19 protein-coding genes and 1 pseudogene are annotated in these 24,876 nt (G+C 64.7%); 15 read left to right on the top strand and 5 right to left on the bottom strand.

Annotated features, from left to right (window positions below; genetic code table 11):
• Window positions 1–31 precede the first annotated feature (31 nt).
• Window positions 32–847: an acyl-CoA thioesterase II gene (locus tag NLM27_RS35815; protein WP_254147747.1), complete on the top strand. Its 816-nt coding sequence runs from the start codon at window positions 32–34 to the stop codon at window positions 845–847.
• A gap of 171 nt (window positions 848–1,018) precedes the next feature.
• Here the strand turns inward: NLM27_RS35815 and NLM27_RS35810 are convergent, their stop codons facing one another.
• The 3 genes from NLM27_RS35810 to NLM27_RS35800 form a co-directional block, all read right to left on the bottom strand.
• On the bottom strand, window positions 1,019–2,635 hold the full coding sequence (locus tag NLM27_RS35810) for a phosphoenolpyruvate carboxykinase (RefSeq protein ID WP_254147746.1): 1,617 nt from the start codon (window positions 2,633–2,635) through the stop codon (window positions 1,019–1,021).
• 287 nt (window positions 2,636–2,922) lie between these two features.
• The gene (locus NLM27_RS35805) at window positions 2,923–5,520 is read right to left on the bottom strand and encodes a CHAT domain-containing tetratricopeptide repeat protein (RefSeq protein WP_254147745.1); all 2,598 of its coding nucleotides are present in this window, start codon (window positions 5,518–5,520) and stop codon (window positions 2,923–2,925) included.
• Between the two features lie 64 nt (window positions 5,521–5,584).
• A complete protein-coding gene (locus tag NLM27_RS35800; RefSeq protein ID WP_254147744.1) occupies window positions 5,585–6,334 on the bottom strand; it encodes a HugZ family protein in 750 nt (249 codons plus the stop codon).
• A 241-nt stretch (window positions 6,335–6,575) separates the two neighbouring features.
• Between NLM27_RS35800 and NLM27_RS35795 the strand changes: the two genes are divergently transcribed.
• From NLM27_RS35795 to NLM27_RS35775, 5 genes are all read left to right on the top strand, one after another.
• Entirely contained in the window at window positions 6,576–7,277 is a 702-nt protein-coding gene (locus NLM27_RS35795; RefSeq protein ID WP_008542552.1) for a response regulator transcription factor, read from the top strand.
• 117 nt (window positions 7,278–7,394) lie between these two features.
• Entirely contained in the window at window positions 7,395–9,191 is a 1,797-nt protein-coding gene (locus NLM27_RS35790; protein WP_254147743.1) for a sensor histidine kinase, read from the top strand.
• Entirely contained in the window at window positions 9,188–9,712 is a 525-nt protein-coding gene (locus NLM27_RS35785) for an HPr kinase/phosphorylase (RefSeq protein ID WP_254147742.1), read from the top strand. Before NLM27_RS35790 ends, NLM27_RS35785 begins: the two co-directional genes overlap by 4 nt.
• A gap of 133 nt (window positions 9,713–9,845) precedes the next feature.
• Window positions 9,846–10,247, top strand: coding sequence for a PTS sugar transporter subunit IIA (locus NLM27_RS35780; RefSeq protein ID WP_007597752.1), 402 nt, complete (start codon window positions 9,846–9,848; stop codon window positions 10,245–10,247).
• A complete protein-coding gene (locus NLM27_RS35775; RefSeq protein WP_254147741.1) occupies window positions 10,244–10,561 on the top strand; it encodes an HPr family phosphocarrier protein in 318 nt (105 codons plus the stop codon). The genes NLM27_RS35780 and NLM27_RS35775 overlap by 4 nt, the downstream gene beginning before the upstream one ends.
• A gap of 175 nt (window positions 10,562–10,736) precedes the next feature.
• Here the strand turns inward: NLM27_RS35775 and NLM27_RS35770 are convergent, their stop codons facing one another.
• Window positions 10,737–12,362 carry a glycosyltransferase family 39 protein gene (locus tag NLM27_RS35770; protein ID WP_254147740.1) on the bottom strand — a complete coding sequence of 542 codons (1,626 nt, stop codon included), beginning with the start codon at window positions 12,360–12,362 and terminating at the stop codon, window positions 10,737–10,739.
• A gap of 113 nt (window positions 12,363–12,475) precedes the next feature.
• Here NLM27_RS35770 and lepA point away from each other — a divergent pair, with 113 nt between their 5' ends.
• Both lepA and NLM27_RS35760 read left to right on the top strand, forming a co-directional pair.
• Window positions 12,476–14,287 carry a translation elongation factor 4 gene (gene lepA, locus NLM27_RS35765; protein ID WP_254147739.1) on the top strand — a complete coding sequence of 604 codons (1,812 nt, stop codon included), beginning with the start codon at window positions 12,476–12,478 and terminating at the stop codon, window positions 14,285–14,287.
• Window positions 14,288–14,801: 514 nt separating this feature from the next.
• Window positions 14,802–16,331, top strand: a complete 1,530-nt coding sequence (locus tag NLM27_RS35760; protein ID WP_254147738.1) for an FAD-dependent monooxygenase — start codon at window positions 14,802–14,804, stop codon at window positions 16,329–16,331.
• 18 nt (window positions 16,332–16,349) lie between these two features.
• On the opposite strand, the pseudogene NLM27_RS35755 reads toward NLM27_RS35760, so the two are convergent.
• A pseudogene (locus NLM27_RS35755) lies at window positions 16,350–16,565 on the bottom strand (hypothetical protein); the annotation flags it as partial.
• A 122-nt stretch (window positions 16,566–16,687) separates the two neighbouring features.
• Here NLM27_RS35755 and NLM27_RS35750 point away from each other — a divergent pair.
• From NLM27_RS35750 to NLM27_RS35720, 7 genes are all read left to right on the top strand, one after another.
• A complete protein-coding gene (locus NLM27_RS35750) occupies window positions 16,688–17,656 on the top strand; it encodes an ABC transporter substrate-binding protein (protein WP_254147737.1) in 969 nt (322 codons plus the stop codon).
• 105 nt (window positions 17,657–17,761) lie between these two features.
• Entirely contained in the window at window positions 17,762–18,982 is a 1,221-nt protein-coding gene (locus tag NLM27_RS35745) for an MFS transporter (protein ID WP_254147736.1), read from the top strand.
• 382 nt (window positions 18,983–19,364) lie between these two features.
• A complete protein-coding gene (locus NLM27_RS35740) occupies window positions 19,365–20,960 on the top strand; it encodes a glycosyl hydrolase family 17 protein (protein WP_254147735.1) in 1,596 nt (531 codons plus the stop codon).
• 186 nt (window positions 20,961–21,146) lie between these two features.
• The gene (locus NLM27_RS35735) at window positions 21,147–21,620 is read left to right on the top strand and encodes a GNAT family N-acetyltransferase (protein ID WP_254147734.1); all 474 of its coding nucleotides are present in this window, start codon (window positions 21,147–21,149) and stop codon (window positions 21,618–21,620) included.
• A 125-nt stretch (window positions 21,621–21,745) separates the two neighbouring features.
• Window positions 21,746–22,903 carry an acyl-CoA dehydrogenase family protein gene (locus NLM27_RS35730; RefSeq protein WP_254147733.1) on the top strand — a complete coding sequence of 386 codons (1,158 nt, stop codon included), beginning with the start codon at window positions 21,746–21,748 and terminating at the stop codon, window positions 22,901–22,903.
• Window positions 22,904–23,024: 121 nt separating this feature from the next.
• Entirely contained in the window at window positions 23,025–23,969 is a 945-nt protein-coding gene (mepA, locus tag NLM27_RS35725) for a penicillin-insensitive murein endopeptidase (protein WP_254147732.1), read from the top strand.
• A gap of 349 nt (window positions 23,970–24,318) precedes the next feature.
• A complete protein-coding gene (locus tag NLM27_RS35720) occupies window positions 24,319–24,822 on the top strand; it encodes a hypothetical protein (RefSeq protein WP_254147731.1) in 504 nt (167 codons plus the stop codon).
• Window positions 24,823–24,876: the final 54 nt, after the last annotated feature.

Below are 24,876 nucleotides of genomic sequence, written 5' to 3'. Positions count from 1 at the left end.
ATGACGGCCGGGAAGGCATCGAGGACCAACAATGCACGCCAAGCTCCCGCATCCCTTCGACGACGCAACCCGTGTCACCGCCGGTGACAGCAGTTGGCAGGGGCATACCAGCGACGATTACTGGGCCTTTGTCGGCCCATTCGGCGGCGCCACCGCCGCGACCATTTTGCGTGCGCTGATCGACCATCCCGAGCGCGCCGGCGATCCGCTGGCCCTCACCGTCAATTACTGCGCGCCGATCGCGAAGGGTCTGTTCGATCTCGACGTGCGGCTGGTGAAGGCCAACCGCTCCAGCCAGCATTGGAGCGTCGAGCTGTCACAGGGCGGCGGCGAGGTCGCAACGCTCGCCACCGCCGTGTTCGCCGAGCGCCGGCCGTCCTGGGAGCACAGGGTGGCGACGTGCCCGGACGCCAAGCCGTTCGAGGAGACGCTGCCGTTCCCGAAGATTTCTGCATCCTGGGCCAACCAGTATGAATTCCGCTTCGTCGAGGGCGAGATGCGGATCGGCCCGCCGCAGGCCGAGCTCGCCAGCACCTTTTCCAAGATCTGGATCAGCGACCGCACGCCGCGCAAGCTCGACATGCTGTCGCTGATGTCGATGTCGGATGCCTTCTTCGGCCGCATCTTCCATGCAAGGCGCGAGCTGGTGCCGTTCGGCACGGTGTCGCTGACGACGTATTTCCACACCGGCAGCGACGAACTCGCAGCCGAGGACATCACGCGCGTGCTCGCGACAGCGGACTCGAAGATCATGCACAAGAGCTACGCCGACCAGAACGGCGAGCTCTGGTCCCCGAACGGACGGCTGCTCGCGACGACGACGCAGATTGCGTATTTCAAGGCGTAGCTGCTTCCGCGTCATTGCGAGGAGCCCTTGCGACGAAGCAATCCAGACTGCCTCTGCAGAGGGATTCTGGATTGCTTCGCTGCGCTCGCAATGACGAGTGGAGAGAGCTCGCGAGAAACAAAAAGGGCGGCCTTTCGGCCGCCCTTTTGCATTTCAAGCGAAGCGCGAAGATTACTCCGCCGCGAGTTTCACGTCCGGCGCGGCTGCGCGCACCTCAGCGTCGACCTGGGCTTCGAACTTGGCAAAATTCTTCTGGAACATGCCGACGAGCGCGCGGGCGGTCTTGTCGAACTCGTCCTTGTCCTTCCAGGTGTTGACCGGGTTGAGGATCTCGGCCGGCACGCCCGGCAGCGCGGTCGGGACCGCGAAGCCGAAATATTTGTCGGTGCGGAATTCGACGTTGCGAAGCGATCCGTCGAGCGCAGCGGTGAGCAGCGCGCGCGTCACCTTGATCGGCATGCGCGAGCCGACACCGTACTTGCCGCCGGTCCATCCCGTATTGACCAGCCAGCAATCGACATTGTGCTGGGCGATCAGGTCGCGCAGCATGTTGCCATAGACGCTGGGGTCGAGCGGCAGGAAGGGCGAGCCGAAGCAGGTCGAGAACTCCGGCTGCGGCTCGTTGCCGAGGCCGCGCTCGGTGCCGGCAACCTTGGCGGTGTAGCCGGACAGGAAGTGGTACATCGCCTGCGCTGGCGAGAGCTTGGCGATCGGCGGCAGCACGCCGAAGGCGTCGGCGGCGAGCATCACCACGTTCTTCGGCTGCGGCGCGCGGCCGGTGCGCGAGGCGTTCGGGATGAAGTCGAGCGGGTATGCCGAACGCGTGTTCTCGGTCTTGGAGCCATCGTCGAAATCCACCACGCGGGTGTCTTCGTCGAGCACGCAGTTCTCGAGGACCGCGCCGAAGCGCGTCGAGGCCGCGTAGATCTCGGGCTCGGCTTCCTTCGACAGCTTAATGCACTTGGCGTAGCAACCGCCTTCGAAATTGAAGATGCCGTTCGGGCCCCAGCCGTGCTCGTCGTCGCCGATCAGCGTGCGGTTGGGATCGGCCGACAGCGTGGTCTTGCCGGTACCCGACAGGCCGAAGAAGATCGCGGCATCGCCCTTGGCGCCGACATTGGCCGAGCAGTGCATCGGCATCACGCCGCGCTCGGGCAGATAGTAGTTCAGCGTGGTGAAGACCGACTTCTTCATCTCGCCGGCATAATAAGACCCGCCGATCAGGACGATCTTGCGGGCGAAGTCGATGGCGACGACGTTCTCCGAGCGGCAGCCGTGACGTTTGGGATCAGCCCGGAAGCTCGGCATGTCGATGATGGTGAGCTCTGGCGTGAAGGCCGACAGCTCGATCGCCTCGGGGCGGATCAGCAGCGTACGGATGAACAGCGAGTGCCAGGCGAGCTCAGTGAAGACGCGCGTCTTGATCCGGTAGGCCGGGTCGGCACCGCCATAGAGGTCCTGCGCGAACAGTGTCTTGCCTTCGGCGTGCTTGAGGAAATCCTGATAGAGCGTCTCGAACTGCTCCGCGGTGATCGACTGATTGCCGGCCCACCACATCGTCTTGTCGGTGGTGGCATCACGCACCGTGAACTTGTCCTTCGGGCTGCGACCGGTGAACTCGCCCGTGTCGGCGCAGAGTGCACCGTCGGCGGACAGCACCGCCTCACCTGCCGAGAGCGAGTATTGATAGAGTTGCGGCGCACCGAGGTTCCAGTGAACCTGCTTGAGATTCTTTAAGCCGAATTTATCGGCGCCGAAGGCACCGTTGCGCACGCCCGTCTCTTGCACGAAAACATCCTCCTAGAACCCGCGACACTCAGCGCGACCAAGCTTTGGCACCATCGCGGTCACCGTGAATAATAGGCCATCCGGCCTCGGTTTGGCGACCTAATACTGATGAACGCTGGCGTTGCCAAGCCGATCCCGCAGGATTTGGTTTATTCAAGGACCGCGCCAATCGTCGCGCATGTCAGCTCTGAGGAGCGGCATCAAAAAACTACGAATGATCGCGCAACCAAATGCATGTTTGCGCGTTACTCGGGGTTATTGCGACGCACAATCCTTGAGGCGGCTTCCTATCGTACCTCACCTTCGCCGATGAGCGCGAACGGTCCCCACATCGCGGGATAGGCATTGCGCGGTGACGAGGCGTCGTCGAGATAAGTTAGCATCGCGCGGCGCAAGGCTTCGGCGCGACCGATCTTCGGTTCGTTCTTGAGCAGCTCGAACGTCGACGTGGTCAAGCGCGTGGCAGCTTCCGAATCCACCGCCCAATGCGAGACCAGGAGCGCGCGGGCGCCGGCATAGAAGAACGAACGCGCCAATCCCGACAGGGCTTCGGCGCCGGGCTTGTCGCCCGCGATGGTGTTGCAGGCCGACAGGACCACCCAATCCGCATTGAGCTTGAGCTGGGCGACTTCGCTCGCAGTGAGCAGGCCGTCGTCGAGCTCCGATGGCTGATCGGGAATGGAGAGCGCAAGCGAGGGCTCCCCCAGTCCCTTGATGTCGCCTGCGACAAGGCCGTGGGTGGCAAAGTAGATGATGCCGTATTGAGCAAGCGCTGCACGCTTGAGCGTCGTTTCGCTGGCATCGCGGCCGAGATGGATATCGGCCGCAGTCGCACCGACATCCCTCGCCACCGCGTTCAGCTCGTCGGCGGTATCCGGCAGTTGCGGCAACGCCTGCGCCAGGCGCGCGCGATCGACACCGGCGCCGCGCCAGAAGTCGGTATAGGCGATGGTCGCGATGCTGCGCGCCGCGACCTTGCCGCTTGCAGCGCGACGGTCGGCAGGCCCTTCCAGCGCAGGATTGAAGACGGGATCGCCAAAGCCGGTCATCGGCTTTGCGCCTTGATCCCTGCGCGCAAAGGCGCGCAGGGATTTCAGGCTGACCACCGACGGCAGCACCGAGACGGCCTGACGCCGCAACAGCCAGGCGGCGCTGCGGTAGCCTTCGAGCCTGTCCGGAATCGCCGCTTGCGGCTTCTCCGTGACCAGCAAATGAAACGGCAACGCGGTCAGCGCCGCCGACGGCACCACCAGCAGGTTTCGCTTGTCTTTCGTCAATGCCTCGACCGGGCCGAGCAACGCGACATAGAGCTCGTTGGCGAGCGCAAGGTCGAACAACCCGGATTTGCCGGAGGCATCGTGCGCCTTGCCGACGTCCAATCCCTTACGGAAAGCGGACACTTTCTGCGCCAGCGCATCGGCGCCGAGCGGGATCTCCTTCCAGTCGACGCCCTCGCGCGTGATCGCGATGACGTAGCTCTGCTTGTCGACGACGGAGTAGAGCACCATCGCCTCGTCGGCCGACAGCAATGCCTTGATGTCCTTGACCGCCAGCGGCATCGGATTGGACAGCGAGGAATAGTCGGGAAACTCGACGGCGAAGGTCTTCTGCAATCCACCGCGTTCGCTTGCGATCGCCGCGATCCGCACGCGGCTGCGCTGCTCGGCCGCGACGTCGCGCTGGGCGGATGGCTTCGACACCGCGGCGATGATCGCCTTGTCGAGTGCTTCGGACTCGGCCGCGAGATCCTGATCCCTGCGCACGAGCTCGGCGAGCCGGTCGCTGCCGGCGGCGAGCCGCACCGCGAGCTTGTTCACGGCGGAGGCAGCGGAGGATTGCGTGCCGCGCTGAATCGCCGCAAGCGCCTCGTCCAATGCCTTGTCATCCGGCAGGAGATGCTGCTGCCGCGCGGAAAACAGGATCGGCAGCACGACGCGCAATTGCCCACGATTGTTGGCAAGCGTCCTTTCCGCCAGCGGCAAGGCATCGGCGGTCCGCCCGGACAGCTGGAGGAAGGAGGCAAAATTGCTGGTCGAGATCGCGACGTCGGGATGATCGGAGCCGAATGCGCGCTCGCGGATCGCCAGCGCGCGGCGATACAACGGCTCGGCCTCGGCATAGCGCTGTTGGTTCTGATAGAGCCCCGCAAGGTTGTTCAGCGAGCGGGCCACGTCCGGATGATCCGGCCCCAGCACCTTCTCGCGGATCGCGAGCGAGCGCTTGATCGGTGCCTCGGCCTCGGCATCGCGATTGAGGTCGCGATCGACCTGACCGATGTTGTTCAGGACGGTCGCAACCGCGGGATGCTCCGGCCCGGCGGCTTTCTGATAGATCGCAAGCGCCCGCTGAAACAGCGGCTTGGCGTCGGCAAAATGCTCCTGCTTGACGTAGAGCGTGGCCAGATTGTTGAGGGCCTGGCCGACATCGGGATGCTCACGCGGCAGGCTCTTTTCGCGTACGGCGAGCGCGCGCTTGAACAGCGGCTCGGCCTCGGCGAAACGGTCCTGCCGCTGATACAGCGCGGCGAGATTGGTCAGTTCGGCCGCGACCAAAGGAGTTTCGAGGCCGAGCGCCTTTTCCATCAGTGCGATCGAGCGCTTGTAGAGCGGCTCGGCCAGATCGTCGCGGCCCTGGCCGGCGTAGACCTGACCGAGATTGTTCAAGGCGGCAGCGAGTTCGCGACCGTTGTCGCTCTTCTCGAGGCTTGCGACCATCGCCTGCGCCAAAGGCAACGCTTCGGAATATCTGCCGGCCTTGCTGAGTTCGTTGATCCTGGCGCTCTGCGCCGCGAGATTGCCCTTCTGGGCAAGGGCAGCCGTAGGCAGGGAGGCACCCGCCGCGAGCGCGAGACCCGCGATCAGCGCCAGTCGATTCCATCTTGCCATGAACACCCTCGCTGCCCCCGCCAGACCGATTACGGTCTTGGGTCGCGGCGATGGGCGGCAGCGTTCAAAGTGTTGCGCTCGGGTCCACCTTCTTGCGCGCCTCACCAGCAAGGCGGACCAGCATCTTGCGCAGCGCCGTGCCGTCCGTCACCCGCTCCGGGAAGTCCAGACGCAGCGCGGTTTGATCCAGCTGCATGTCGAGGCCTTCCGGATCGCAGCCCGTGCAGCGCCAGTCACCCTCGGCCGCGCCAAGGAGCTTTGTCGCATAGAGGCCCATCGCGTCGCGATGGTCGGCGTTCATGTGCTCGACCGCCCCCTCCTCCGCCGCCAGCAGATCTTCGGCGCCGGTGAGGTCCGTGAGGAACTGCTCGGGCTTGAGGTCGACGATCTGGCCGAAACCGGCCACCAGATGGGTTCCCGTGGGCCGGATCCGGAAGAAGGAGAAATCCTTAAACGAAACAAAGCCCTCTGCCGACGGATGGGCATAGAGATACCGTCGCTGAAGCAGCTCCTTGTCGGCGTCGGCCTGTTCGGCCCGGCCGGACAGCATGATCCGGGCCCCTTCCAGGGGATCGCCGGGCGCGCGCTCGTCCAGCATCAGGGAGACCCGGCTGTCCGCCAGGATGTTCTTGGTATGCACGGCGAGGCGCGAAATCAGCAGGATCGGCGAGCCATCGGGGTGGCTCGCCAGATTGACCAGGGAACAATAGGGATCGCCGCTCCCGGCCATCAGGGTCGCCAGCGCCCCCTGCCGCGACCGTCGCAGCAGCGATTTGGCGAGTTTTCCGGGGTCGAAATCGGGGGTCGGCTGCATCGGGTTTCTCGGGTCAGGAGGTTGCAAGGGGGGCCTTTTTTCGGGTAAACGGGGGTCTGGTTATGGGTCGAGATGCGGCGAATCTGCCGTGTTTCGTGGAACTTGGTCACACTTCAGCCCAGCTTGCATTGCTCGGTGACAAGGTTCGAACGCCAAATTCGGCACCCATGTATGCGGCGCATCAGTGGATTGCTCGCCGTTTTAAGCCCCGACCCAAACGGAAAGCAGAAAGCAGAGGCTCATGCCCACAATCGCTTTGGTCGACGACGACCGCAACATTCTCACATCCGTCTCGATCGCGCTGGAAGCCGAAGGCTACCGCATCATGACCTATACCGACGGCGCCTCCGCACTTGACGGTTTCCGCACCACCCAGCCCGACCTCGCGATCCTCGACATCAAGATGCCGCGCATGGACGGCATGGAGACGCTGCGCCGTCTCAGGCAGAAATCCGACCTGCCGGTGATCTTCCTGACCTCCAAGGACGAAGAGATCGACGAACTGTTCGGCCTCAAGATGGGCGCCGACGACTTCATCCGCAAACCGTTCTCGCAGCGTCTCTTGGTCGAACGCGTCAAGGCGGTATTGCGCCGCTCGGCGCCGAAGGACCCGACCGTCGCGCCGAAGGAGAACGACGCCAAGGCGCTGGACCGCGGCCTTTTGCGCATGGACCCCGAACGGCATACCTGCACCTGGAAGAACGAGCCAGTGACGCTGACCGTCACCGAATTCCTGATCCTCCAGGCGCTCGCAACCCGGCCCGGCGTGGTGAAGAGCCGCAACGCGCTGATGGACGCCGCCTATGACGACCAGGTCTATGTCGACGACCGTACCATCGACAGCCACATCAAGCGGCTGCGCAAGAAGTTCAAGGTGGTCGACAATGAGTTCGAGATGATCGAGACGCTCTACGGCGTCGGCTACCGTTTCAAGGAAGCCTGAGGCTCACGCAGCTTCATGAAGGACAAGAGCATTGCCGGTTCTGATTTCCATCGGGACCGGGATCAATCTAGGATGCGGGGACCTTCTCAACGAGCTGTCCTAACGCGGGCGTAAGCATTGCTTGACCGAACGCAGCCTGATCCAAACCAGAGCGCCGGGGATGTCGCGTCCGACGGCGTTCAGGAGCACGTTGCGGAAGACAAGCCGAAGGGTTGGCGACCGCTGAACTGGCTGAAGCGCGCCGGGCAGTTCTTCTTCGCGCTGTCCTTCTCGAGCCTGACCCGCCGCATCGTCTCGCTCAACCTCGCCGGCCTCGTCGCGCTGGTCGCCAGCATCCTGTACCTGTCGCAATTCCGCGCCGGCCTGATCGACGCGCGGGCGCAGAGCCTGCTGGTGCAGGCCGAGATCATCGCTGGCGCGATCGCGGCTTCCGCAACGGTCCAGACCAACGCCATCACCATCGACCCCGACCGGCTGCTCGACCTCAAGCCGGGCGAGACCTATGGCGGCCCGGACGAATATTCGCCGCTGGACTTCCCGATCAATCCGGAGCGCGTGGCACCGGTGCTGCGCACGCTGATCTCGCCGACCAAGACGCGCGCGCGCATCTACGATCCGAACGGCAGCCTGCTGGTCGACAGCCGCAACCTCGAAAACGTGCTGCGCTACAACCTGCCGCCACCGGCCGAGAAGCCGGGCATCGTCGAGCGCGGCATGGTCGCGGTGCGGACCTGGCTGAACCGCGGCGACCTGCCGCTCTATCGCGAGCTCGGGCCCGAGAACGGCAATGGCTATGCGGAGGTGGCCGACGCGCTCCAGGGCCAGAAGCGCTCGATGGTACGGGTCAATTCGCGCGGCGAGGTGATCGTCTCGGTCGCGGTCCCCGTGCTGCGCTCACGCGCCATCCACGGCGCCTTGATGCTGTCGACCCAGGGCGACGACATCGACCAGATGGTCACCGCCGAGCGCCTCGCCATCTTGAAGGTCGGCGGCGTCGCGGCCGCCGTCATGATCATGCTGTCGCTGCTGCTTGCGAGCACGATCGCAGGTCCCGTGCGCCGGCTCGCCGACAGTGCCGAGCGCGTCCGCCGCCGCATCAAGGCCCGCATCGAGATCCCCGATTTCACCCGCCGCCGCGACGAGATCGGGCACCTCTCGGGCGCGCTGCGCGACATGACCAGCGCCCTCTATAGCCGCATCGAGGCGATCGAGATGTTCGCCGCCGACGTCGCCCATGAACTGAAGAACCCGCTGACCTCGCTGCGCTCCGCGGTCGAGACGCTGCCGCTGGCGCGCAACGAGAACAGCCGCGCACGCCTGCTCGAGGTGATCGAGCACGACGTCAAGCGGCTCGATCGTCTCATCTCCGATATCTCCGATGCCAGCCGTCTCGATGCCGAATTGCAGCGCCAGGATGCTATTCCGGTCGATGTGCGCCGCCTGCTGACGACGCTGGTGTCCGTTGCCAATGAGACCAAGCTCGGCCACGACGTCGCGGTCGAGACGCGCTTCGAGGGCCGCAGCCCGGCCGACACCTTCGCCGTGACCGGCCACGATTCACGGCTCGGACAAGTCGTCTCCAACCTGCTCTCCAACGCGCAATCCTTCTCGGAAGCCGGCAGCAAGGTGCGCCTCACCTGCCGCCGCGTGCGCGGCGAGATCGAGATCGTGGTCGACGACGACGGCCCCGGCATCCGCGACGACGCGCTGGAGCGCATCTTCGAGCGCTTCTACACCGACCGTCCGCATCAGGGCTTTGGCCAGAACTCCGGCCTCGGGCTGTCGATCTCCAAGCAGATCGTCGACGCCCATGGCGGACGCATCTGGGCCGAGAACCGCGCGGGCCCGCCGGACGCCGACGGTGCGCCGACGGCCGCGGGCGCGCGCTTCGTGGTGAGGCTGCCGGCGCTATGAGCGACGGCGGCCCCAGCGTGCACGCCTCCGCCGTCAAGGTCGGGACTTTTGCGGTGTTGATCCGCGGTCCCTCGGGCTCCGGCAAGTCGCGCCTTGCCTTCGATTTGATCATGGCGGGACGCGCCGGCGTGGTCGAACGAGCCGTTCTGGTCGGTGACGACCGTGTCCATCTGGCGACAGTCGGCGATGAAATTGAGGTCCGGCCCGCTCCTGTGCTGGCCGGACTGATCGAGATCCGGGGCCTCGGAATCCGCCGCTGCGACTTCGTGGAGCATGCGACGGTCGGTCTCGTGGTTGATCTGGACGCGGCGGATGCCGAGCGCCTGCCTGCGGCAGATTCGCTGAAAACCAGCATTTCTGGTGTCGAAATACCGCGAATCCCGGTCGGGCCCGGCTATTCGCCCCTCCCCTTGGTTGTTGCGGCCTTGACCACTACCAAGAGTTCATCTTCCGTTAACCCCTCAGGCGATTGTTTGAAGGGAAATGGTAACCATATGAACCCCACTATCGCGACCGAATAGACCGGCGAAGCTCCCCTCATCCATCCGTCTAGATTCAGGGAGATGCGCAACATCCCCTCTTGCGCGGGGGCTCTGGATGGTCAAAGTGGCGCGTTCGTGCGGCGCACCAAAAGCGCCCGCGAGGAGTTTTCCGATGATTGGTCTAGTACTTGTGACCCACGGGCGCCTTGCCGACGAATTCAAGGCGGCGCTTGAGCATGTCATGGGCCCACAAAAGCAAATCGAAGCGATCACGATCGGCGCCGAAGATGATTCCGATCTTTGCCGAAGCGACATCATCGAAGCGGTTAACCGCGTCGATTCCGGCGACGGCGTTGCTATCCTCACCGACATGTTCGGCGGCACGCCGTCGAACCTCGCAATATCCTGCATGAGCCGGCCCAAGGTCGAAGTGCTCGCGGGCATCAACCTGCCCATGCTGGTGAAGCTCGCCAAGGTGCGCGAGGAGCGTCCGCTGCCCGACGCAATCGCGATGGCGCAGGAAGCGGGCCGCAAATACGTCACCATCGCCAGCCGCGTGCTCGCCGGCAAATGAGCGACGACGCGCCGCAAGCCGGAACGGGCGTGCCCGCGGGTGCGATCTCCAAGGAGCTCCTGATCATCAACAAGCGCGGCCTGCACGCCCGCGCCTCGGCGAAATTCGTCCAGGCGGTCGAGCGCTTCAACGCGCAGGTGTGGGTGACGCGCGGCGGCGAGACCGTCGGCGGCACCTCGATCATGGGCCTGATGATGCTCGCCGCCGGTCCCGGCACGACGATCACGGTGGCGGCGGCCGGTGCTGACGCCGAAGCCGCGCTCGCGGCGATCACCGAGCTCGTCGAAAGCAAGTTCAACGAGGAAGGGGTTTAACCCCCTCTCGCAGCGCGCTCAGCTGCGCTCCCTCGCCCCGTTCTTACGGGGAGAGGGTTGGGGTGAGGGGCCTCTCTCCACACGCGAGACCCCGGCGGTACCTGTACCCCCTCACCCGGATCGCAAGCGCGATCCGACCTCTCCCAGCAAGCGGGGAGAGGTGAAACAGGAAGCGTCACTGCGCCGGCGGCGCGATGTAGATGTTCCAGCTCATCGCCGGGCCGGCCTTGCCGTGGGTGAAGCGGCGCGTCGTCATCACCATGCGCTCGGCGTTCGGCGCGACCTCCGACACCCATTTCTCGAACGCGGGCAGGCGGCCGTCGTTCGGATCGAACACGCCGATGAAGCCGTATTTCTTGACGTCGTCGAGTGACGTCAGACCCGAGCTCCACGGCTCGTTCGGCGTGAACGCGGCGGGATGATCCGGGCTGTAGAACACCATCGGCTGGATCGACTCCATGGTGCCGGCGACCACCGCCCAGCGCGAGGCAAAGCGCGTGTGCCACGCCTGGGTCAGTTCGCGCGCCAGCTCCGAGCGCCCGCCATAGGTCGCGGTGTTGCCGGCATTGGCCGCCATCTCGCGTGCGGCGATCCAGGGCGAGGCGGCAAGCGTCGCAACGCTGAGCATGAGCCAGATCGCGGCGACGTTGAACAGCGCCGAGCTCTGTACCCGTAGCGCCGGGATTGCGACCACCGCCAAGGGCACCAGGAAGAACAGCGAGATGCCCCAATCGGTCTTCATGTAGACGCTGAACGCCAGCGCGCCGAGCGGCGGACCGAACGCGACGATGATCTGGACGATCCAGACGTTCAGCGCCTGCGAGAGGTTGACACCCGGATTGGTCCCGCGCGCCCAGGCCCGCGTGACGACGCGCGAGGGCGCGCGCACCAGCAGCGTGAGCCACGGCGGCACCAGCGCCATGGCGAGCGCGGCCAGCGCCACCGGCAGCGCCAGCAGCGCGACATTGTGCAAGACGTAGCCGGCGACGAGCTGGTGCAGCAGGCTGGCGTTCTCGATGCTGTAGGTGTCGCCAGCATAGGTCAGCGGCACGAAATGCGCATCCGCCAGCCAGACGAGGTGCGGGATCATCGCCACCACCATCGTCGCGATCGCGACCCATGGCGCCGGCGACGACAGGAATGCCAACCGCTCGGGATGGATCAGCGCCGCAAGGCCGATGGCGCCGATCATGGTCAGCACCCAATATTTGGTCATCAGCGCCAGCGCACCGGCAAGCCCAAGCAGAACTCCGGATTGCCAGCTCCGCTTCTCGAACGCGTTGAGATAAGCGAGCACCAGCAGCGGCAAGGTGACGAGCTGGAGCAGATCCGGATTGTACTTGAAGCCCTTGAAATTGAAGATCGGGTAGAGCGCGATCATCACCACGACCAGGAACGCGCGTCGCGCGTCGACGACGCGCAAGCTCACCAGCCAGCAGATCACCATGCCGACGCTCACCGTCGCCATCGCCAGCGCATAGGTCGCCCAATCCGCGGCCGGGAACGCCTTGAACCAGAGGCCGGCGACCCAGCCCGACAGCGGCGGGTGCTTGCCGTAGCCCCACAGGAATTTCTGGCCCCAGCCATAGGCTTCTGCGACGTCCATGTGAACGTCCTGCGCTGCCTTGAGATTGATCAGGATGAAGGTCCAGAGCACCCCATGCAGGATGGCGAGCTGGATCACCAGCCAGAGGCGCGCCTCGGGGCGGGTCGCGCAGGCAACCAGCCAGGCCCGGAAGCGGTTGTAACTGAGCCGGGTCTTGGTGCGCGCCCTGGCGGCGGGAAGAGAGGTGGTCGACATGGCCGTTGCGTAGCGCGTTTTGACCCGCCATGGAATCAGCTTGGCGTGAACAAAGACCCTGAAATTACAGCAATATGGTTGCCGCACGGGGATGTGAGTGGTATCCCGCGCCCATGACGACCGTCCCCATTTCCAACATCCGCAATTTCTCCATCGTCGCCCATATCGACCATGGCAAATCGACGCTGGCCGACCGTCTGATCCAGATGACCGGCGGCCTCTCCGACCGCGAGATGGCGGGCAAGGAGCAGGTGCTCGATTCCATGGACATCGAGCGCGAGCGCGGCATCACCATCAAGGCGCAGACGGTGCGCCTCGCCTACCGCGCCAAGGACGGCAAGGACTACATCTTCAACCTGATGGACACGCCCGGCCATGTCGACTTCGCCTACGAGGTCTCGCGGTCGCTGGCGGCCTGCGAGGGTTCCCTGCTGGTGGTCGACGCCAGCCAGGGCGTCGAAGCGCAGACGCTCGCCAACGTCTACCAGGCGCTCGACAACAATCACGAGATCGTCCCGGTCCTGAACAAGGTCGACCTTCCCGCCGCCGAGCCCGAGAAGATCAAGCAGCAGATCGAGGACGTCATCGGCATCGACGCCTCGGACGCGGTGATGATCTCGGCAAAGACCGGCCTTGGCGTACCCGACGTGCTGGAAGCCATCGTCACCCGCCTGCCGCCGCCGAAGGGCGATCGCGAGGCGACGCTGAAGGCGCTGCTGGTCGACAGCTGGTACGACGTCTATCTCGGCGTCGTCGTCCTCATTCGCGTCGTCGACGGCGTCATGAAGAAGGGCAGCCGCGTGCGCATGATGGGCACGGGCGCGGCCTATGACGTCGAGCGCGTCGGCTTCTTCACGCCGAAGATGCAGCAGGTCGACGAGCTCGGCCCCGGCGAGATCGGCTTCATCACCGCCGCAATCAAGGAAGTCGCCGACACCCGCGTCGGCGACACCATCACCGACGACAGGAAGCCGGTCGCCGACATGCTGCCGGGCTTCAAGCCGGCGATCCCCGTGGTGTTCTGCGGCCTATTCCCGGTCGATGCCGACGATTTCGAGACGCTGCGCGGCGCGATGGGCAAGCTGCGCCTGAACGACGCCAGCTTCTCCTTCGAGATGGAGACCTCCGCGGCACTCGGCTTCGGCTTCCGCTGCGGCTTCCTCGGCCTGCTCCACCTCGAGATCATCCAGGAACGGCTGTCGCGCGAATTCGATCTCAACCTGATCGCGACCGCGCCGAGCGTCATCTACAAGATGAAGCTCACCGACGGCACCGAGCTCGAGATACACAACCCCGTCGACATGCCCGACGTGGTCAAGATCGCCGAGATCGACGAGCCCTGGATCGAGGCGACGATCCTCACCCCCGACGAATATCTCGGCAGCGTGCTGAAGCTGTGCCAGGATCGTCGCGGCTCGCAGAAGGAGCTCACCTACGTCGGCTCCCGCGCCATGGTGAAATACGACCTGCCGCTCAACGAGGTCGTGTTCGATTTCTACGACCGCCTGAAGTCGGTCTCCAAGGGCTACGCCTCGTTCGACTATCACCTCACCGACTACAAGGCGGCCGATCTCGTCAAGATGCAGATCCTGGTCAATGCCGAGCCGGTCGACGCGCTCTCGATGCTGGTCCATCGCACCCGCGCGGAGGGGCGCGGCCGCGCCATGGTCGAGAAGATGAAGGAGCTGATCCCGCCACACATGTTCCAGATCCCGATCCAGGCGGCGATCGGCGGCAAGGTGATTGCGCGCGAGACGGTGCGCGCGCTGCGCAAGGACGTCACCGCAAAGTGCTACGGCGGCGACATCACCCGTAAGCGCAAGCTTCTGGAGAAGCAGAAGGAAGGCAAGAAGAAGATGCGGCAGTTCGGCAAGGTCGACATTCCGCAGGAAGCCTTTATTGCCGCGCTGAAGGTGGATAGCTGAGCGCGTCCGCGACCGGGCAACCGGAACCGACAAAAGACGTAAAAACAACCCCATGCACAGTAGCCAACTGCCTGTCAACGCTGCATTTTCTGATTTATCGAAATCCGTTTGACCCGTCGGGCAAAACAGGGGCATAATGCCATCATGGCAGCGGGTGCGATCGAATTTGACGACAGCCTGCCCGGGTTTCGCTTCGCTCATTCCTCCCTACGAACTGTGTCTCCGACGAGTGACTCGATTGGATCGGAGGCGAGGACGTGGAATCTCGCCATGAGCGCGCGTTGACGAAGCTGCGCTCGCACCGCTAAATGGTCATGTCGGAAAAGGCAGACTTGGTCTGGTAAGCCCAAGTCCTTTCGGTAACGAAAGCTCTGGTCTTTGGCCTCGTGCCGGGGATCCCCGCGACGAACAACGGCCGCCATTCAGGCGGGCCGTGGTTCGTCCGTGAGGTCCTCAGGTTCGAGAAACGCTCCGGTCGAACATCGACAGTCGAAGATCGACAACGGAGTGCTTCATGCAAAGTCCCGACACTATCCTCTATGACGTCATCATTGCCGGCGCCGGTCCAGTGGGCTTGTTCCTGTCCTGCGAGCTCAGGCTTGCGGGCTGTTCGGTGCTGGTGCTGGAAAAGGCGACCGATCCGCATTCGCCGCTCAAGGACCTGCCTTTCGGGCTTCGCGGACTTTCAGTGCCGACCATCGAGAGCCTGGATCGCCGCGACTTGCTGAACGAACTCACGCGCCTTGCGGCCGGCCGCGACACACCGGCGGCCGCCCATTGGCTGCAGCAGCGCCGCCCGGGCGGTCATTTCGCCGGCATCCAGTTCTTCCAGGATCGGATCGACAGTACGCAATGGCCCTACCGCCTGCCCGAGCCGATTGGCAGCGTTGCGGCCGACATGGCGAGCATCGAAGCCGTCCTTGCCAACCGCGCCGGGACGCTGGGCGTCGAGATCCAGCGCGGCTGTGGCGTCGAGGCTCTCACGCAATCAGACGACAGTGTCACCGTTGAAACAGCCGGCGGACCGGCCCGCGGGCGCTGGCTGGTCGGCTGCGACGGCGGACGCAGCACTGTGCGAAAGGCGGCCGGCATCGGTTTCGCCGGCACCGATCCGGAATTCACGGGCTATTCGGTGCAAGTCGAGTTGGCCGATCCAGCCACGCTCACGCCGGGGCGCCATTACACGGCCTCAGGCATGTACACCTACGCAGCGCCCGGCACCATCGCGATGGTCGATTTCGACGGCGGCATGGCTCATCGCAGCGAGCCGAACCGCGATCAGATCGAGGTGGTGCTTCGCAAAGTCTCGGGCCTGGATGTGACATTGACGAGGCTTGCACTCGCCACCACCTGGACCGACCGCGCCTGTCAGTCGACCAGCTATCGCAAGGGTCGTGTGCTGTTGGCGGGCGATGCCGCGCACATCCATTCACCGCTGGGAGGCCAGGGCCTGAACCTCGGGCTGGGCGATGCGATGAACCTCGGTTGGAAGCTCGCGGCGTCCATTCACGGCAACGCGCCCACCGGCCTAATCGATACTTATTCCGCCGAGCGGCATCCTGTGGGAGCACAGATCCTCGACTGGTCACGCGCCCAGGTTGGGCTCATGCGTCCCAGCAGGAGCTCGCGCGCGCTCGAGGCGATTATCCGCGATCTCATCGACACGCGCGACGGCGCGACCTATTTCGCCGAGCGCGCTTGGGGCCTCTCGCTCCGCTACGATCTCGACGATCCACATCCGCTTGTCGGCCGCAGCGTACCCGATTTCGCGTTCGCCGACGGACGACGTCCCGCCGAGTTGCTCAGGTCAGGACGAGGGCTGTTGCTCGACTTTGACAACCGGGCATCGCTCAAGGCGCTTGCGCACCGCTGGACAAGCCGGATCAATCATGTCGCAAGCGATGCGAGGGATCGATCAGGCCTGACCGCCTTGCTCGTGCGGCCGGACGGCATCGTGGCGTGGGTCAGCGAGGAGGCACCTCACCATGAGGGAGCGGCTCGAGCCGCGATGCGGTGGTTCGGTGATCCCGATGCGAGCGCGTAGGATGGTGGCGGCCCAGACCTACCTGAGCATCGCTGCGGCTTCTGGAGGTGTCGATGTATCGGGTCGCACGAACACGAAACGGGATGTCGCGGATATCTGCGCGTCCTCACGGCCATCCTGGCCGATCAGGATAAGGCCTGCTCCGCCATTCGCCACCGTTAGGACGACCGGCTCGCCCGCCCACGTCACGATAGGTTCCATCCCAATGATGAGAAACTCACCGATCGGCTGGTTGACGCAGATCGGCGCGAACTGCATCGCGGGACTGATGTCGTTTCGATGAGACTGTTTTTGGCTCGCAAGTGTTGAAGCGTGTTATGGTCCGGCCATCGCACGGCAGCTTCGAGCGAGGTCAGATGAGACGGCGCGCATTCATCGGGCTGATGACAGGAGCAATCGGCTGGCCACTCATCGCACGCGCTCAGCCGTCCTCTGCAACGCCGCGCGTCGTTCACCTGGGACCCGTCGAAATTCCCGCACAGATCGCTGCAACCAGAAGGCTGCTTGCCGAGCTTGGTTACGTCGAAGGGCGGATTAGACTCGAGTTTCGTCACGCGGCGGGAGATGCGGACGCGCTGCCGGCACTCGCACAAGAGATCGTACGGGATGGCCGGGTGGACGTGATCATCGCAATCAGCACACCTGCCGCTCTCGCGGCCTACAAGGCAACACGAACAATTCCGATCGTGACCCTTGCTGCCGTTGACCCAGTCGCCTCCGGACTGGCCGACAGCCTCGCCCGTCCCGGCCGCAACGTGACCGGCATCGCGGTCTTTTCGGAAGAGACCACCGTGAAGCGGGTCGAGCTCATGCGCGAGATTCTGCCCCAGGCCGTCCGCCTCGGGACTGTCACGACAAAGGTGACGAGCGGTGCACAGAGTCTCACGCCCGTCCTGGAGAGCGGTCGCAAGCTCGGCTTCGAGGTTGAAGCAATCAACATCGATGATCCCGCCAATATCGGCAAAATCCTGAGCCCGGACAACCTCGCCCGATTTGACGGACTTGTTTTCGTTCCGGACGTCGTGCTCAGCGCCCACGTGGCCGAAGTCGTAAGGCTGGTGAATCTGAGCAAGAAACCTGCGATCTTTGCTTCACCAGACTGGGTCGCCAACGGCGCCTTAATGTCATTTGGCCCCGACTTTGCTGATGCAGCGCGTCGCTTGATTGCACAGGTGGATCGCGTCCTGCGGGGCGCAAAGCCAGGCGACCTGCCTTTCGAACGACCGACCAAGTTCGACCTCAGGATCAATCTCCGCCTCGCCAAGGGCTTAGGTCTCGACTTGCCTGCAACCGTCGTCGCCCGCGCCGACGAAGTGATTGAATAGTCCCGAGGATTTTACGCGTGTAACACCCAGCCTTGCCCTCTCCCGGCAGATAGGCCACCATCCGCAGCGCGCACCATCAACAAGAGCAAAAGCGCGAGGAAACGCATGAGCAAGCCGTCAAGCTTCGACTATGGCTGGGTCGTGGTTGCCGCGGGTGCGCTGATGACCTGCGTCGGGTTCGGCACGATGCTGTCGCTGGCGGTGTTCCTGCAGCCGATCTCGGAAGCAATGGGCTGGTCGCGCGCCGGCGTGTCTGCGGCGGCGACGCTGGACTTCCTCTGCATGGGCGTTGCCGCGTTCCTCTGGGGTGCCCTGTCGGACCGGTTCGGCACCCGCATCGTGGTGCTCTCAGGAAGCCTGCTGCTGGGGCTCGGCCTCGTCACCGCGAGTCAGGCGGCAAGCCTGTGGCAGTTCCAGCTTTGCTTCGGCGTGCTGATCGGCATTGCCGCCGGCAGCTTCTACGCGCCGATGATGGCGCTCGCGAGCGCCTGGATCGAGAAGAACCGTAGCCTCGCGGTGGCGCTGGTCTCCGCCGGCATGGGCGTGGCGCCGGTGACGATCGCGCCGACCGCGAGCTGGCTGATCACGGCCTATGACTGGCGCACCGCGATGCTGGTGATCGGTATCGCGGCCTGGGCGCTACTGATCCCCGCCTGCTTCCTGGTACGCCCGGCGCCGGCAGCTCCTGGCCCCGCAACGGCGGACGCTGTGCCGGACGTCGAGCTGACCGCGACCCAGGCGCTGCGCACGCCGCAATTCATCGCGCTCGCAGCGGCGCATTTCGCCTGCTGCGCCGCGCATTCCGGCCCGATCTTCCACATGGTGTCCTATGCGATGGTCTGCGGCATCGCCCCGCTCACGGCGGTGACGGTCTACAGCGTCGCCGGCGTCTCAGGCCTCGGCGGCCGCCTGCTGCTGGGCGCGCTCGCCGATCGCATCGGCGCAAAACCCGTGCTGGTCGGCGGCCTCCTCGTGCAGGCGATGTGCATCGCGACCTATCTCGCGGTGGCGCAGCTCGGCGAGTTCTACGCGCTCTCGGTCGTGTTCGGCCTCGCCTATGGCGGGGTTATGCCGCTCTATGCGGTGCTGGTCCGCGAATTCTTCGGCGCGCGCATCATGGGCACGGTGTTCGGCGCGGTATCGGCCTTTGCCAGCCTCGGCATGGCGCTCGGGCCGTGGGCCGGCGGCCTCGTCTTCGACAATTTCCAGCGCTACACATGGCTGCACGTCGGCTCCTTCGCGATCGGGCTTGCGGCGGTCGCGGTGGCGCTGAGTTTTCCGACGAGACGCAGGCAAGCGCTCGACCTTGGTCGCGCCGCGGCCTGACGAGGCAGAGCCCTGCGTCAGCGCGCTTCGCGATGCGACGCAAAGCCTCAGCCGTGGAGACCAGACTGATGCTAGGATCGGCCGGGTTGCGACCGATGAATTTTTCTAAGCCGCGATGAGATTGAACTGAATCATCACCATCTTCAGGTTTTCGATTTCGCACGATTTTTTTCGAAAGCCCGCTTCGCACTTTTCCGGATCATGCCTTAGCTTCTCTTTTTGCGCGTCATCAAGACGCCAGCACATTGCCGGCACGCTTTAACGCGAGGCAACGCGTTCGCCCGAGTGCCGCAAGTGGAAAGTGAGGGGGATCATGCATGGTGGGCAGACAACAGGGGCCATCAACCCTCCGAAGATGCAAGGCGGGACGAAGCAAGTCCCGATGCGCGCGCCGCTTGCGCTTCTCCTGATATCGCTGAGCGTCATCGCCTCGGTATGGATCTGGCTGGGAACGCCTGTCCATCTGGTGCGCGCGCCGATCGATCTCAATGACAAGCTGCAATGCATTTCGTACGCCCCATTCCGCAGCCATCAGACGTCGCTTTCATCGACGACGCAAGTGACACGGGAACAGATCGCGGAAGACCTCGCCCAGCTCGCGAAAGTTTCCGATTGCATCCGGACCTATGCGACCGATCTCGGTCTGGACCAGATCCCCGGCCTTGCGGCCGAGGCGGGACTGAAGGTCATCCAGGGCATCTTTCTCGACAAGGACCAGGAGAAGAACCGGACGCAGATCGCGACCGCGATTCGCCTCTCCCGGGAATATCCCAAAACCATCATCGCGCTCGTGGTCGGCAACGAGACGCTGCTGCGGAAAGACATCACGGTCCCCGACCTCATCGCCACGCTTCGCGCGGTCAAGGCGCAGACCGCCGTCCCCGTCACCTATGCCGATGTCTGGGAGTTCTGGCTGAGCAACCGCGAGCTTCGTGACGCCGTCGATTTCGTCACGATCCACATCCTGCCCTATTGGGAGAATGAGCCGGTCCGGGCGGAGCTTGCCGCCGCCCACGTCGGCGAGATTCGCCGCCGGGTGGCGGCGGTCTTTCCGGGCAAGGAAATCCTGATCGGGGAAATCGGCTGGCCGAGCGAGGGGCGGATGCGCGAGGCGGCTCTTCCCTCCCGCGTCAACCAGGCCCGCGTGGTCTCGGAGATCCTCGACCTTGCGCGGCGCGAGAAATTCCGCGTCAACGTGTTCGAAGCCTATGATGAATCGTGGAAGCGTGAAGTCGAGGGTACCGTCGGCGGATCATGGGGCCTGTTCGATTCCGTTCAGCGCACCCTGAAATATCCGGCCGGCATCCCGATCAGTAATTTCCCCTCGTGGAAGTTGCAGATGGTCTGCGGACTAGCGTTGGCGATCCTGGTCTTCGGCGCGGCCTGCCTCACCCTGCGCCGCAGGCCCAACGAGGCCGGGCTCGTCGCATGGATTGCGGTCGGACTCTCGGCCACCACGGCCGGGCTCCTGTTCGGGGTGACGGCCCAGAGAATGGTCGAGCAAAGTTACGGCGTGGGCCTCTGGCTTGTGTGGGGCTCATTGCTCGCGGCGGCGACGGCTTCGCCGGTCCTTGGCGCGATCGCCCTGATGTCGGGTCGTCCCTTGCCCAGTTTCCTGGAAGTGCTGGGTCCGGAGGGTTACCGGACCGTATCCCCGCTGACGACCCTGCACGGGCTGGTGTGGATCGTGATCGTCGTGATCGGCACGGCGACCGCGATTGGCCTCGTGTTCGACCCCCGCTTCATCGACTTTCCTTTCGCGCCTCTCACCATGGCGACGGTCCCCTTTGCAGCAACGGCGCTGCTCAATCCCACCAGCAAGGACATACACCCGCTCGCGGAATCGATATTTGCCGGCGTGTTTTCCGTGGCGGCCATTTACGTCGGAATCAACGAAGGCCCGGATAACTGGCAATCGCTGTGGACCTGTGCCGCCTATCTCCTGCTCGCACTCACATTGTGGCGCGTGCGCGTTTGAGACCGAGCCGAGCGGCAGTCGTCTTGCTCTCGATCGGGGGATGGACCACCATCGCGTCTCTCACCCCTCACGCTGGAGTGAACGAGGGACCGCAGATGACCGAGCCTCCCGGATTTGATCTCGCCGAACGCGCCCTGCTACTGTCCACTACGTTGGACTACGCGACTCTGAGCGAGTGGAACGACCATGGAATACACGATCCGATCCGCGCTTGAGAATGACGCCGACGAAATAAGTGCGGTCATTTTGCGTGCACTGCGCGAGACCAACGCGAAAGACTATACCGACGAGATCATCGAAAGGGTCGAACGCAGCTTCAGTCCGGACGCCGTGCGGGAGCTGATCGGGAAACGCACCGTTTTCGTCGCCACCGTGGGCGGCCGCGTCGTCGGAACGGCAAGCCTCGACGGAGGCGTGGTCCGTACCGTCTTCGTGGCTCCCGATGTTCAGACCCGAGGTATCGGCAAGCTGCTGATGGCAGAGATCGAGCGCACGGCGCGCGAGCGAAGCGTTCCCTCGCTGACCGTTCCTTCTTCGGTCACCGCTGAAGCCTTCTACGCGCGACTCGGATTCAATCTCGTGCGTGACAGCTATTACGGTGACGAACGCACGATCATCATGGAGCGAGTGTTCGATGACCCCAGCCGGTCCGCGCCCTAGTACCTAGATTGCGAGATTTTAGATTGATGTCGGCGGGCCGAGTGGCGTGATCTTGATCTTCCCGGCCATATGGACGACCATCACACTCCTTAACCGCTCACGGCAGAATGGGCGAGGACGCGCGCATGAACGCAGCTCCCAGGGTTGGTCTGGTCGAACTTGCCCGGGCGATCGCGCCGCTGATTGCGCGCGAGGCCGATGCGATCGAGCGGACGCGGCGGCTGACGCCTGATGTCGTCAATGCGTTGATCGAGAACGGGCTCTATCGGGCGCTATTGCCGCACGGCCTGGGCGGCGCAGAAGCCCCCATTGAAGTCTTCATGCAGATGCTGGAGGAGATCGCGAAGGCGGATGCCTCCACCGCCTGGTGCCTCGGCCAATGCAGCGTCTGCGCGATGATCGCGGCCTCGCTCGACCATGATACGGCGGACGAAATCTTCAACACGCCGCCCGGCATCCTCGCCTGGGGCGCGATCGCGCATGAGGCACGCGCCGTGGAAGGCGGCTATCGGGTCACGGCGCGCTGGGATTTCGCCTCGGGCTCGCGGCAGGCGAGCTGGCTCGGGGCACACGTGCGCATCGTCAATGGTGACGGCACGCCGCGGAAAAATGCCGACGGATCGCCGGAGGTACGTACCATACTGTTTCCGGCCGCGAGCGCCGTGCTGCACGACGTCTGGCAGGCGATCGGGCTCGCCGGCACCGGCACGGACTCTTATGAAGTGAGCGACATCTTCGTCCCCGAGCGCTTCACGGCGTTCCGCGACGTGCCGGCTGCGCTGCGCGAGACGGGACCGCTCTACAGGATCGGCACCGGCTCGACCTTCAGCCTCGGCTTTGCCGCGGTCTCGCTTGGCATCGCGCGCGCCACGCTCGATGCCGCCATCGCCTTGGCGCGCGGCAAGCACCAGTCGCTCGCCGCCAGCGCAATGCGCGACAACGGGGCGGTCCAGGGCCTGATCGGCCGCACCGAGGGCGACCTTCGCGCTGCACGCGCCTATCTCTATGCGACCGCGCATGCGATGTGGGACGATCTCTCCGTCACCGGCGCGTTCAGTGCGGCGCATCGCAGCGCGGTTCGCCTGGCCGCGACCTGGACCATTCATCAATCGGCCAAGGTGGTCGACGCCGCCTATCACATGGCGGGCGCGACCGCGGTGTTCCGCAGCAACCCGTTCGAGCGCCGATTTCGCGACATGCATGCGATCGCGCAGCAGATCCAGGCGCGCGACACGCATTACCAGGACGTGGGGAAGGCGATCCTGTCGACGCCCGAGCCGTAATCCGCTTGTCCGCTCAAGCCCAGCGCCGGCGCCTCGCGGCTGTAAAGACGCCGTGAGGCGGCACCCTCATAACAAGCCTCATTCTTAACCCTGACGCAGTGTTGGGTTATAACGAATCAGCATGAGTCCCCGCCGCCTCACCCCTCTCCTGCTTCTAGCGACATTCCTGACTGCCGGCGTCGCGCTGGCTCAGGACAAGGGCAGCGTCACGCCGAAGCCGCTGCCGCCGCTCGCCAATCCCGGCGATCCCGCGCTCGGCGCCAAGGAGCTGTTCGCGCGCAAGCTGCTGCCGTCGAAGGGGCCGGCGCATGTCATCGGCTCCTACGCCAAGGGCTGCATCGGAGGCGCCGCGCAGATGCCGGTGAACGGCGACAATTGGCAGGTGATGCGGCTGTCGCGCAACCGCAGCTACGGCCATCCCGACATGATCGCGCTGATCAAGCGGCTCGCGGCCAAGGCGCACAAGGACGCCGGCTGGCCCGGCATCCTGGTCGGCGACATCGGTCAGCCGCGCGGCGGACCGGCGCTGTCAGGCCATGCCAGCCATCAGATCGGTCTCGATGCCGACATCTGGTTGACGCCGATGCCGGACCGTCGCCTCTCGCGCGAGGAGCGCGAGGAGATGTCGGCGGTGATGATGGTGCGCCCCGACCGGCTCGACGTCGATCCGAAGGTGTTCACGCCAGGCCACGTGCTGGTGCTGCGCGATGCGGCGCGGGAGCCAGCCGTGCAGCGCATCTTCGTCAATGCCGCGATCAAGAAGGCGCTGTGCCGCGAGGCCAAGGGCGACCGCGCCTGGCTGTCGAAGATCCGCCCGTGGTGGGGCCACGACTACCACTTCCACATTCGCATGCGCTGCCCCGCGGGCGCGGGCGAATGCGAAGGCCAGCCGTCGCAATCCGACGACGAAGGCTGCAAGCCCGCCGATCTCGCCTACTGGTTCTCGGACGCCGTGCTGCACCCGAAGCCTCCGCCGGAGCCGCCGAAACCAAAGCCGCCGATGACGCTGGCGCAGATGCCAGCGGCGTGCAAGGCGGTGCTCCATGCAGGCGACGCGAAGCCGTAGCCTTAGGCTGCAGCCGCACCTTCAGCCGTCGTCCTGGCGAAAGCCAGGACCCATTACCCCAGCGAAAAATTGTTGGCGAGCTGGTAACCGCGAATCCTCGCCAAACTGCTCCCTGGGGTAATGGGTCCTGGATCGGCGCTCCGCTTGTCCAGGACGACGAGTGGAGAGATTGCGCCGTTTCGCTCATCCGGGATGACGGAGTCCTGACTGGTCCGCTTCCCCCCAAATGCGCTAGGATCGTCTCGCCGTGTGGCCGTAAGCCCGCGGCATCCCGGGATGCGCATCCCGTTCTCTGGCGAAGCCTGACTTCAAGCCCGCATCCCTCGCGTGGCCAACGATGAGATTTGACATGCGCGTCTTCACCTTCCTTGCCGCACTCTCGCTTGGTGCAACCTCCGCCCTGGCCGCCGAGGAGCCCTCAGGCTGCGATAAGTTCAAATGGCCAATAGAGCGCGAGCGCGCCGCGCTCACCGCGCCGGACCGGGCCAAGCTCGCATCGGGCAGCGAACAGGCGGCATTGCCGTCAGCGGCCATCACGCTGGGGCTGGTTGCTCCCGCGGACGCAAAACTCCCCTCGCCACCGGAGCGGGCGCCGAAGGATGGCACCTTTGCCGGCTTCACCAGCATCAAGGCGCCGAAGGCGGGGCTCTATACGGTCAGCCTGTCAGCCGGGGCCTGGATTGACGTGGTCCAGGACGGCCATTTCCTCAAGCCGGTGGCCTTCAGCGGCGCGACCGATTGCGAGGGCATCCGCAAGACCGTGAAATACGAGCTGTCGGCACAGCCTTTCGTGGTCCAGATCAGCGGTGCCAAGGACAATTCGCTGTCGATCGCGATCTTGCCAGCGCAATAGACCAAACGGTCGCCTTTGACCTGAGGCCCCAGCCTGCTATCTTCGCACGTGCGA

The organism is Bradyrhizobium sp. CCGB12 (assembly GCF_024199845.1).
Lineage (GTDB): Bacteria > Pseudomonadota > Alphaproteobacteria > Rhizobiales > Xanthobacteraceae > Bradyrhizobium.
Note: the sequence above shows the minus strand (reverse complement) of the source record. Positions and strands in the feature narration are given on the sequence as shown.

What these genes read in the sequence shown, in the direction of transcription:
- NLM27_RS35815 (WP_254147747.1), top strand. Translation starts at nt 32, where the DNA reads ATGCACGCCAAGCTCCCGCATCCCTTCGACGACGCAACCCGTGTCACC.
- NLM27_RS35805 (WP_254147745.1), bottom strand. Translation starts at nt 5,520, where the DNA reads ATGGCAAGATGGAATCGACTGGCGCTGATCGCGGGTCTCGCGCTCGCG.
- NLM27_RS35800 (WP_254147744.1), bottom strand. Translation starts at nt 6,334, where the DNA reads ATGCAGCCGACCCCCGATTTCGACCCCGGAAAACTCGCCAAATCGCTG.
- NLM27_RS35795 (WP_008542552.1), top strand. Translation starts at nt 6,576, where the DNA reads ATGCCCACAATCGCTTTGGTCGACGACGACCGCAACATTCTCACATCC.
- NLM27_RS35785 (WP_254147742.1), top strand. Translation starts at nt 9,188, where the DNA reads ATGAGCGACGGCGGCCCCAGCGTGCACGCCTCCGCCGTCAAGGTCGGG.
- NLM27_RS35780 (WP_007597752.1), top strand. Translation starts at nt 9,846, where the DNA reads ATGATTGGTCTAGTACTTGTGACCCACGGGCGCCTTGCCGACGAATTC.
- NLM27_RS35775 (WP_254147741.1), top strand. Translation starts at nt 10,244, where the DNA reads ATGAGCGACGACGCGCCGCAAGCCGGAACGGGCGTGCCCGCGGGTGCG.
- NLM27_RS35770 (WP_254147740.1), bottom strand. Translation starts at nt 12,362, where the DNA reads ATGTCGACCACCTCTCTTCCCGCCGCCAGGGCGCGCACCAAGACCCGG.
- lepA (WP_254147739.1), top strand. Translation starts at nt 12,476, where the DNA reads ATGACGACCGTCCCCATTTCCAACATCCGCAATTTCTCCATCGTCGCC.
- NLM27_RS35760 (WP_254147738.1), top strand. Translation starts at nt 14,802, where the DNA reads ATGCAAAGTCCCGACACTATCCTCTATGACGTCATCATTGCCGGCGCC.
- NLM27_RS35750 (WP_254147737.1), top strand. Translation starts at nt 16,688, where the DNA reads ATGAGACGGCGCGCATTCATCGGGCTGATGACAGGAGCAATCGGCTGG.
- NLM27_RS35745 (WP_254147736.1), top strand. Translation starts at nt 17,762, where the DNA reads ATGAGCAAGCCGTCAAGCTTCGACTATGGCTGGGTCGTGGTTGCCGCG.
- NLM27_RS35740 (WP_254147735.1), top strand. Translation starts at nt 19,365, where the DNA reads ATGCGCGCGCCGCTTGCGCTTCTCCTGATATCGCTGAGCGTCATCGCC.
- NLM27_RS35735 (WP_254147734.1), top strand. Translation starts at nt 21,147, where the DNA reads ATGGAATACACGATCCGATCCGCGCTTGAGAATGACGCCGACGAAATA.
- NLM27_RS35730 (WP_254147733.1), top strand. Translation starts at nt 21,746, where the DNA reads ATGAACGCAGCTCCCAGGGTTGGTCTGGTCGAACTTGCCCGGGCGATC.
- mepA (WP_254147732.1), top strand. Translation starts at nt 23,025, where the DNA reads ATGAGTCCCCGCCGCCTCACCCCTCTCCTGCTTCTAGCGACATTCCTG.
- NLM27_RS35720 (WP_254147731.1), top strand. Translation starts at nt 24,319, where the DNA reads ATGCGCGTCTTCACCTTCCTTGCCGCACTCTCGCTTGGTGCAACCTCC.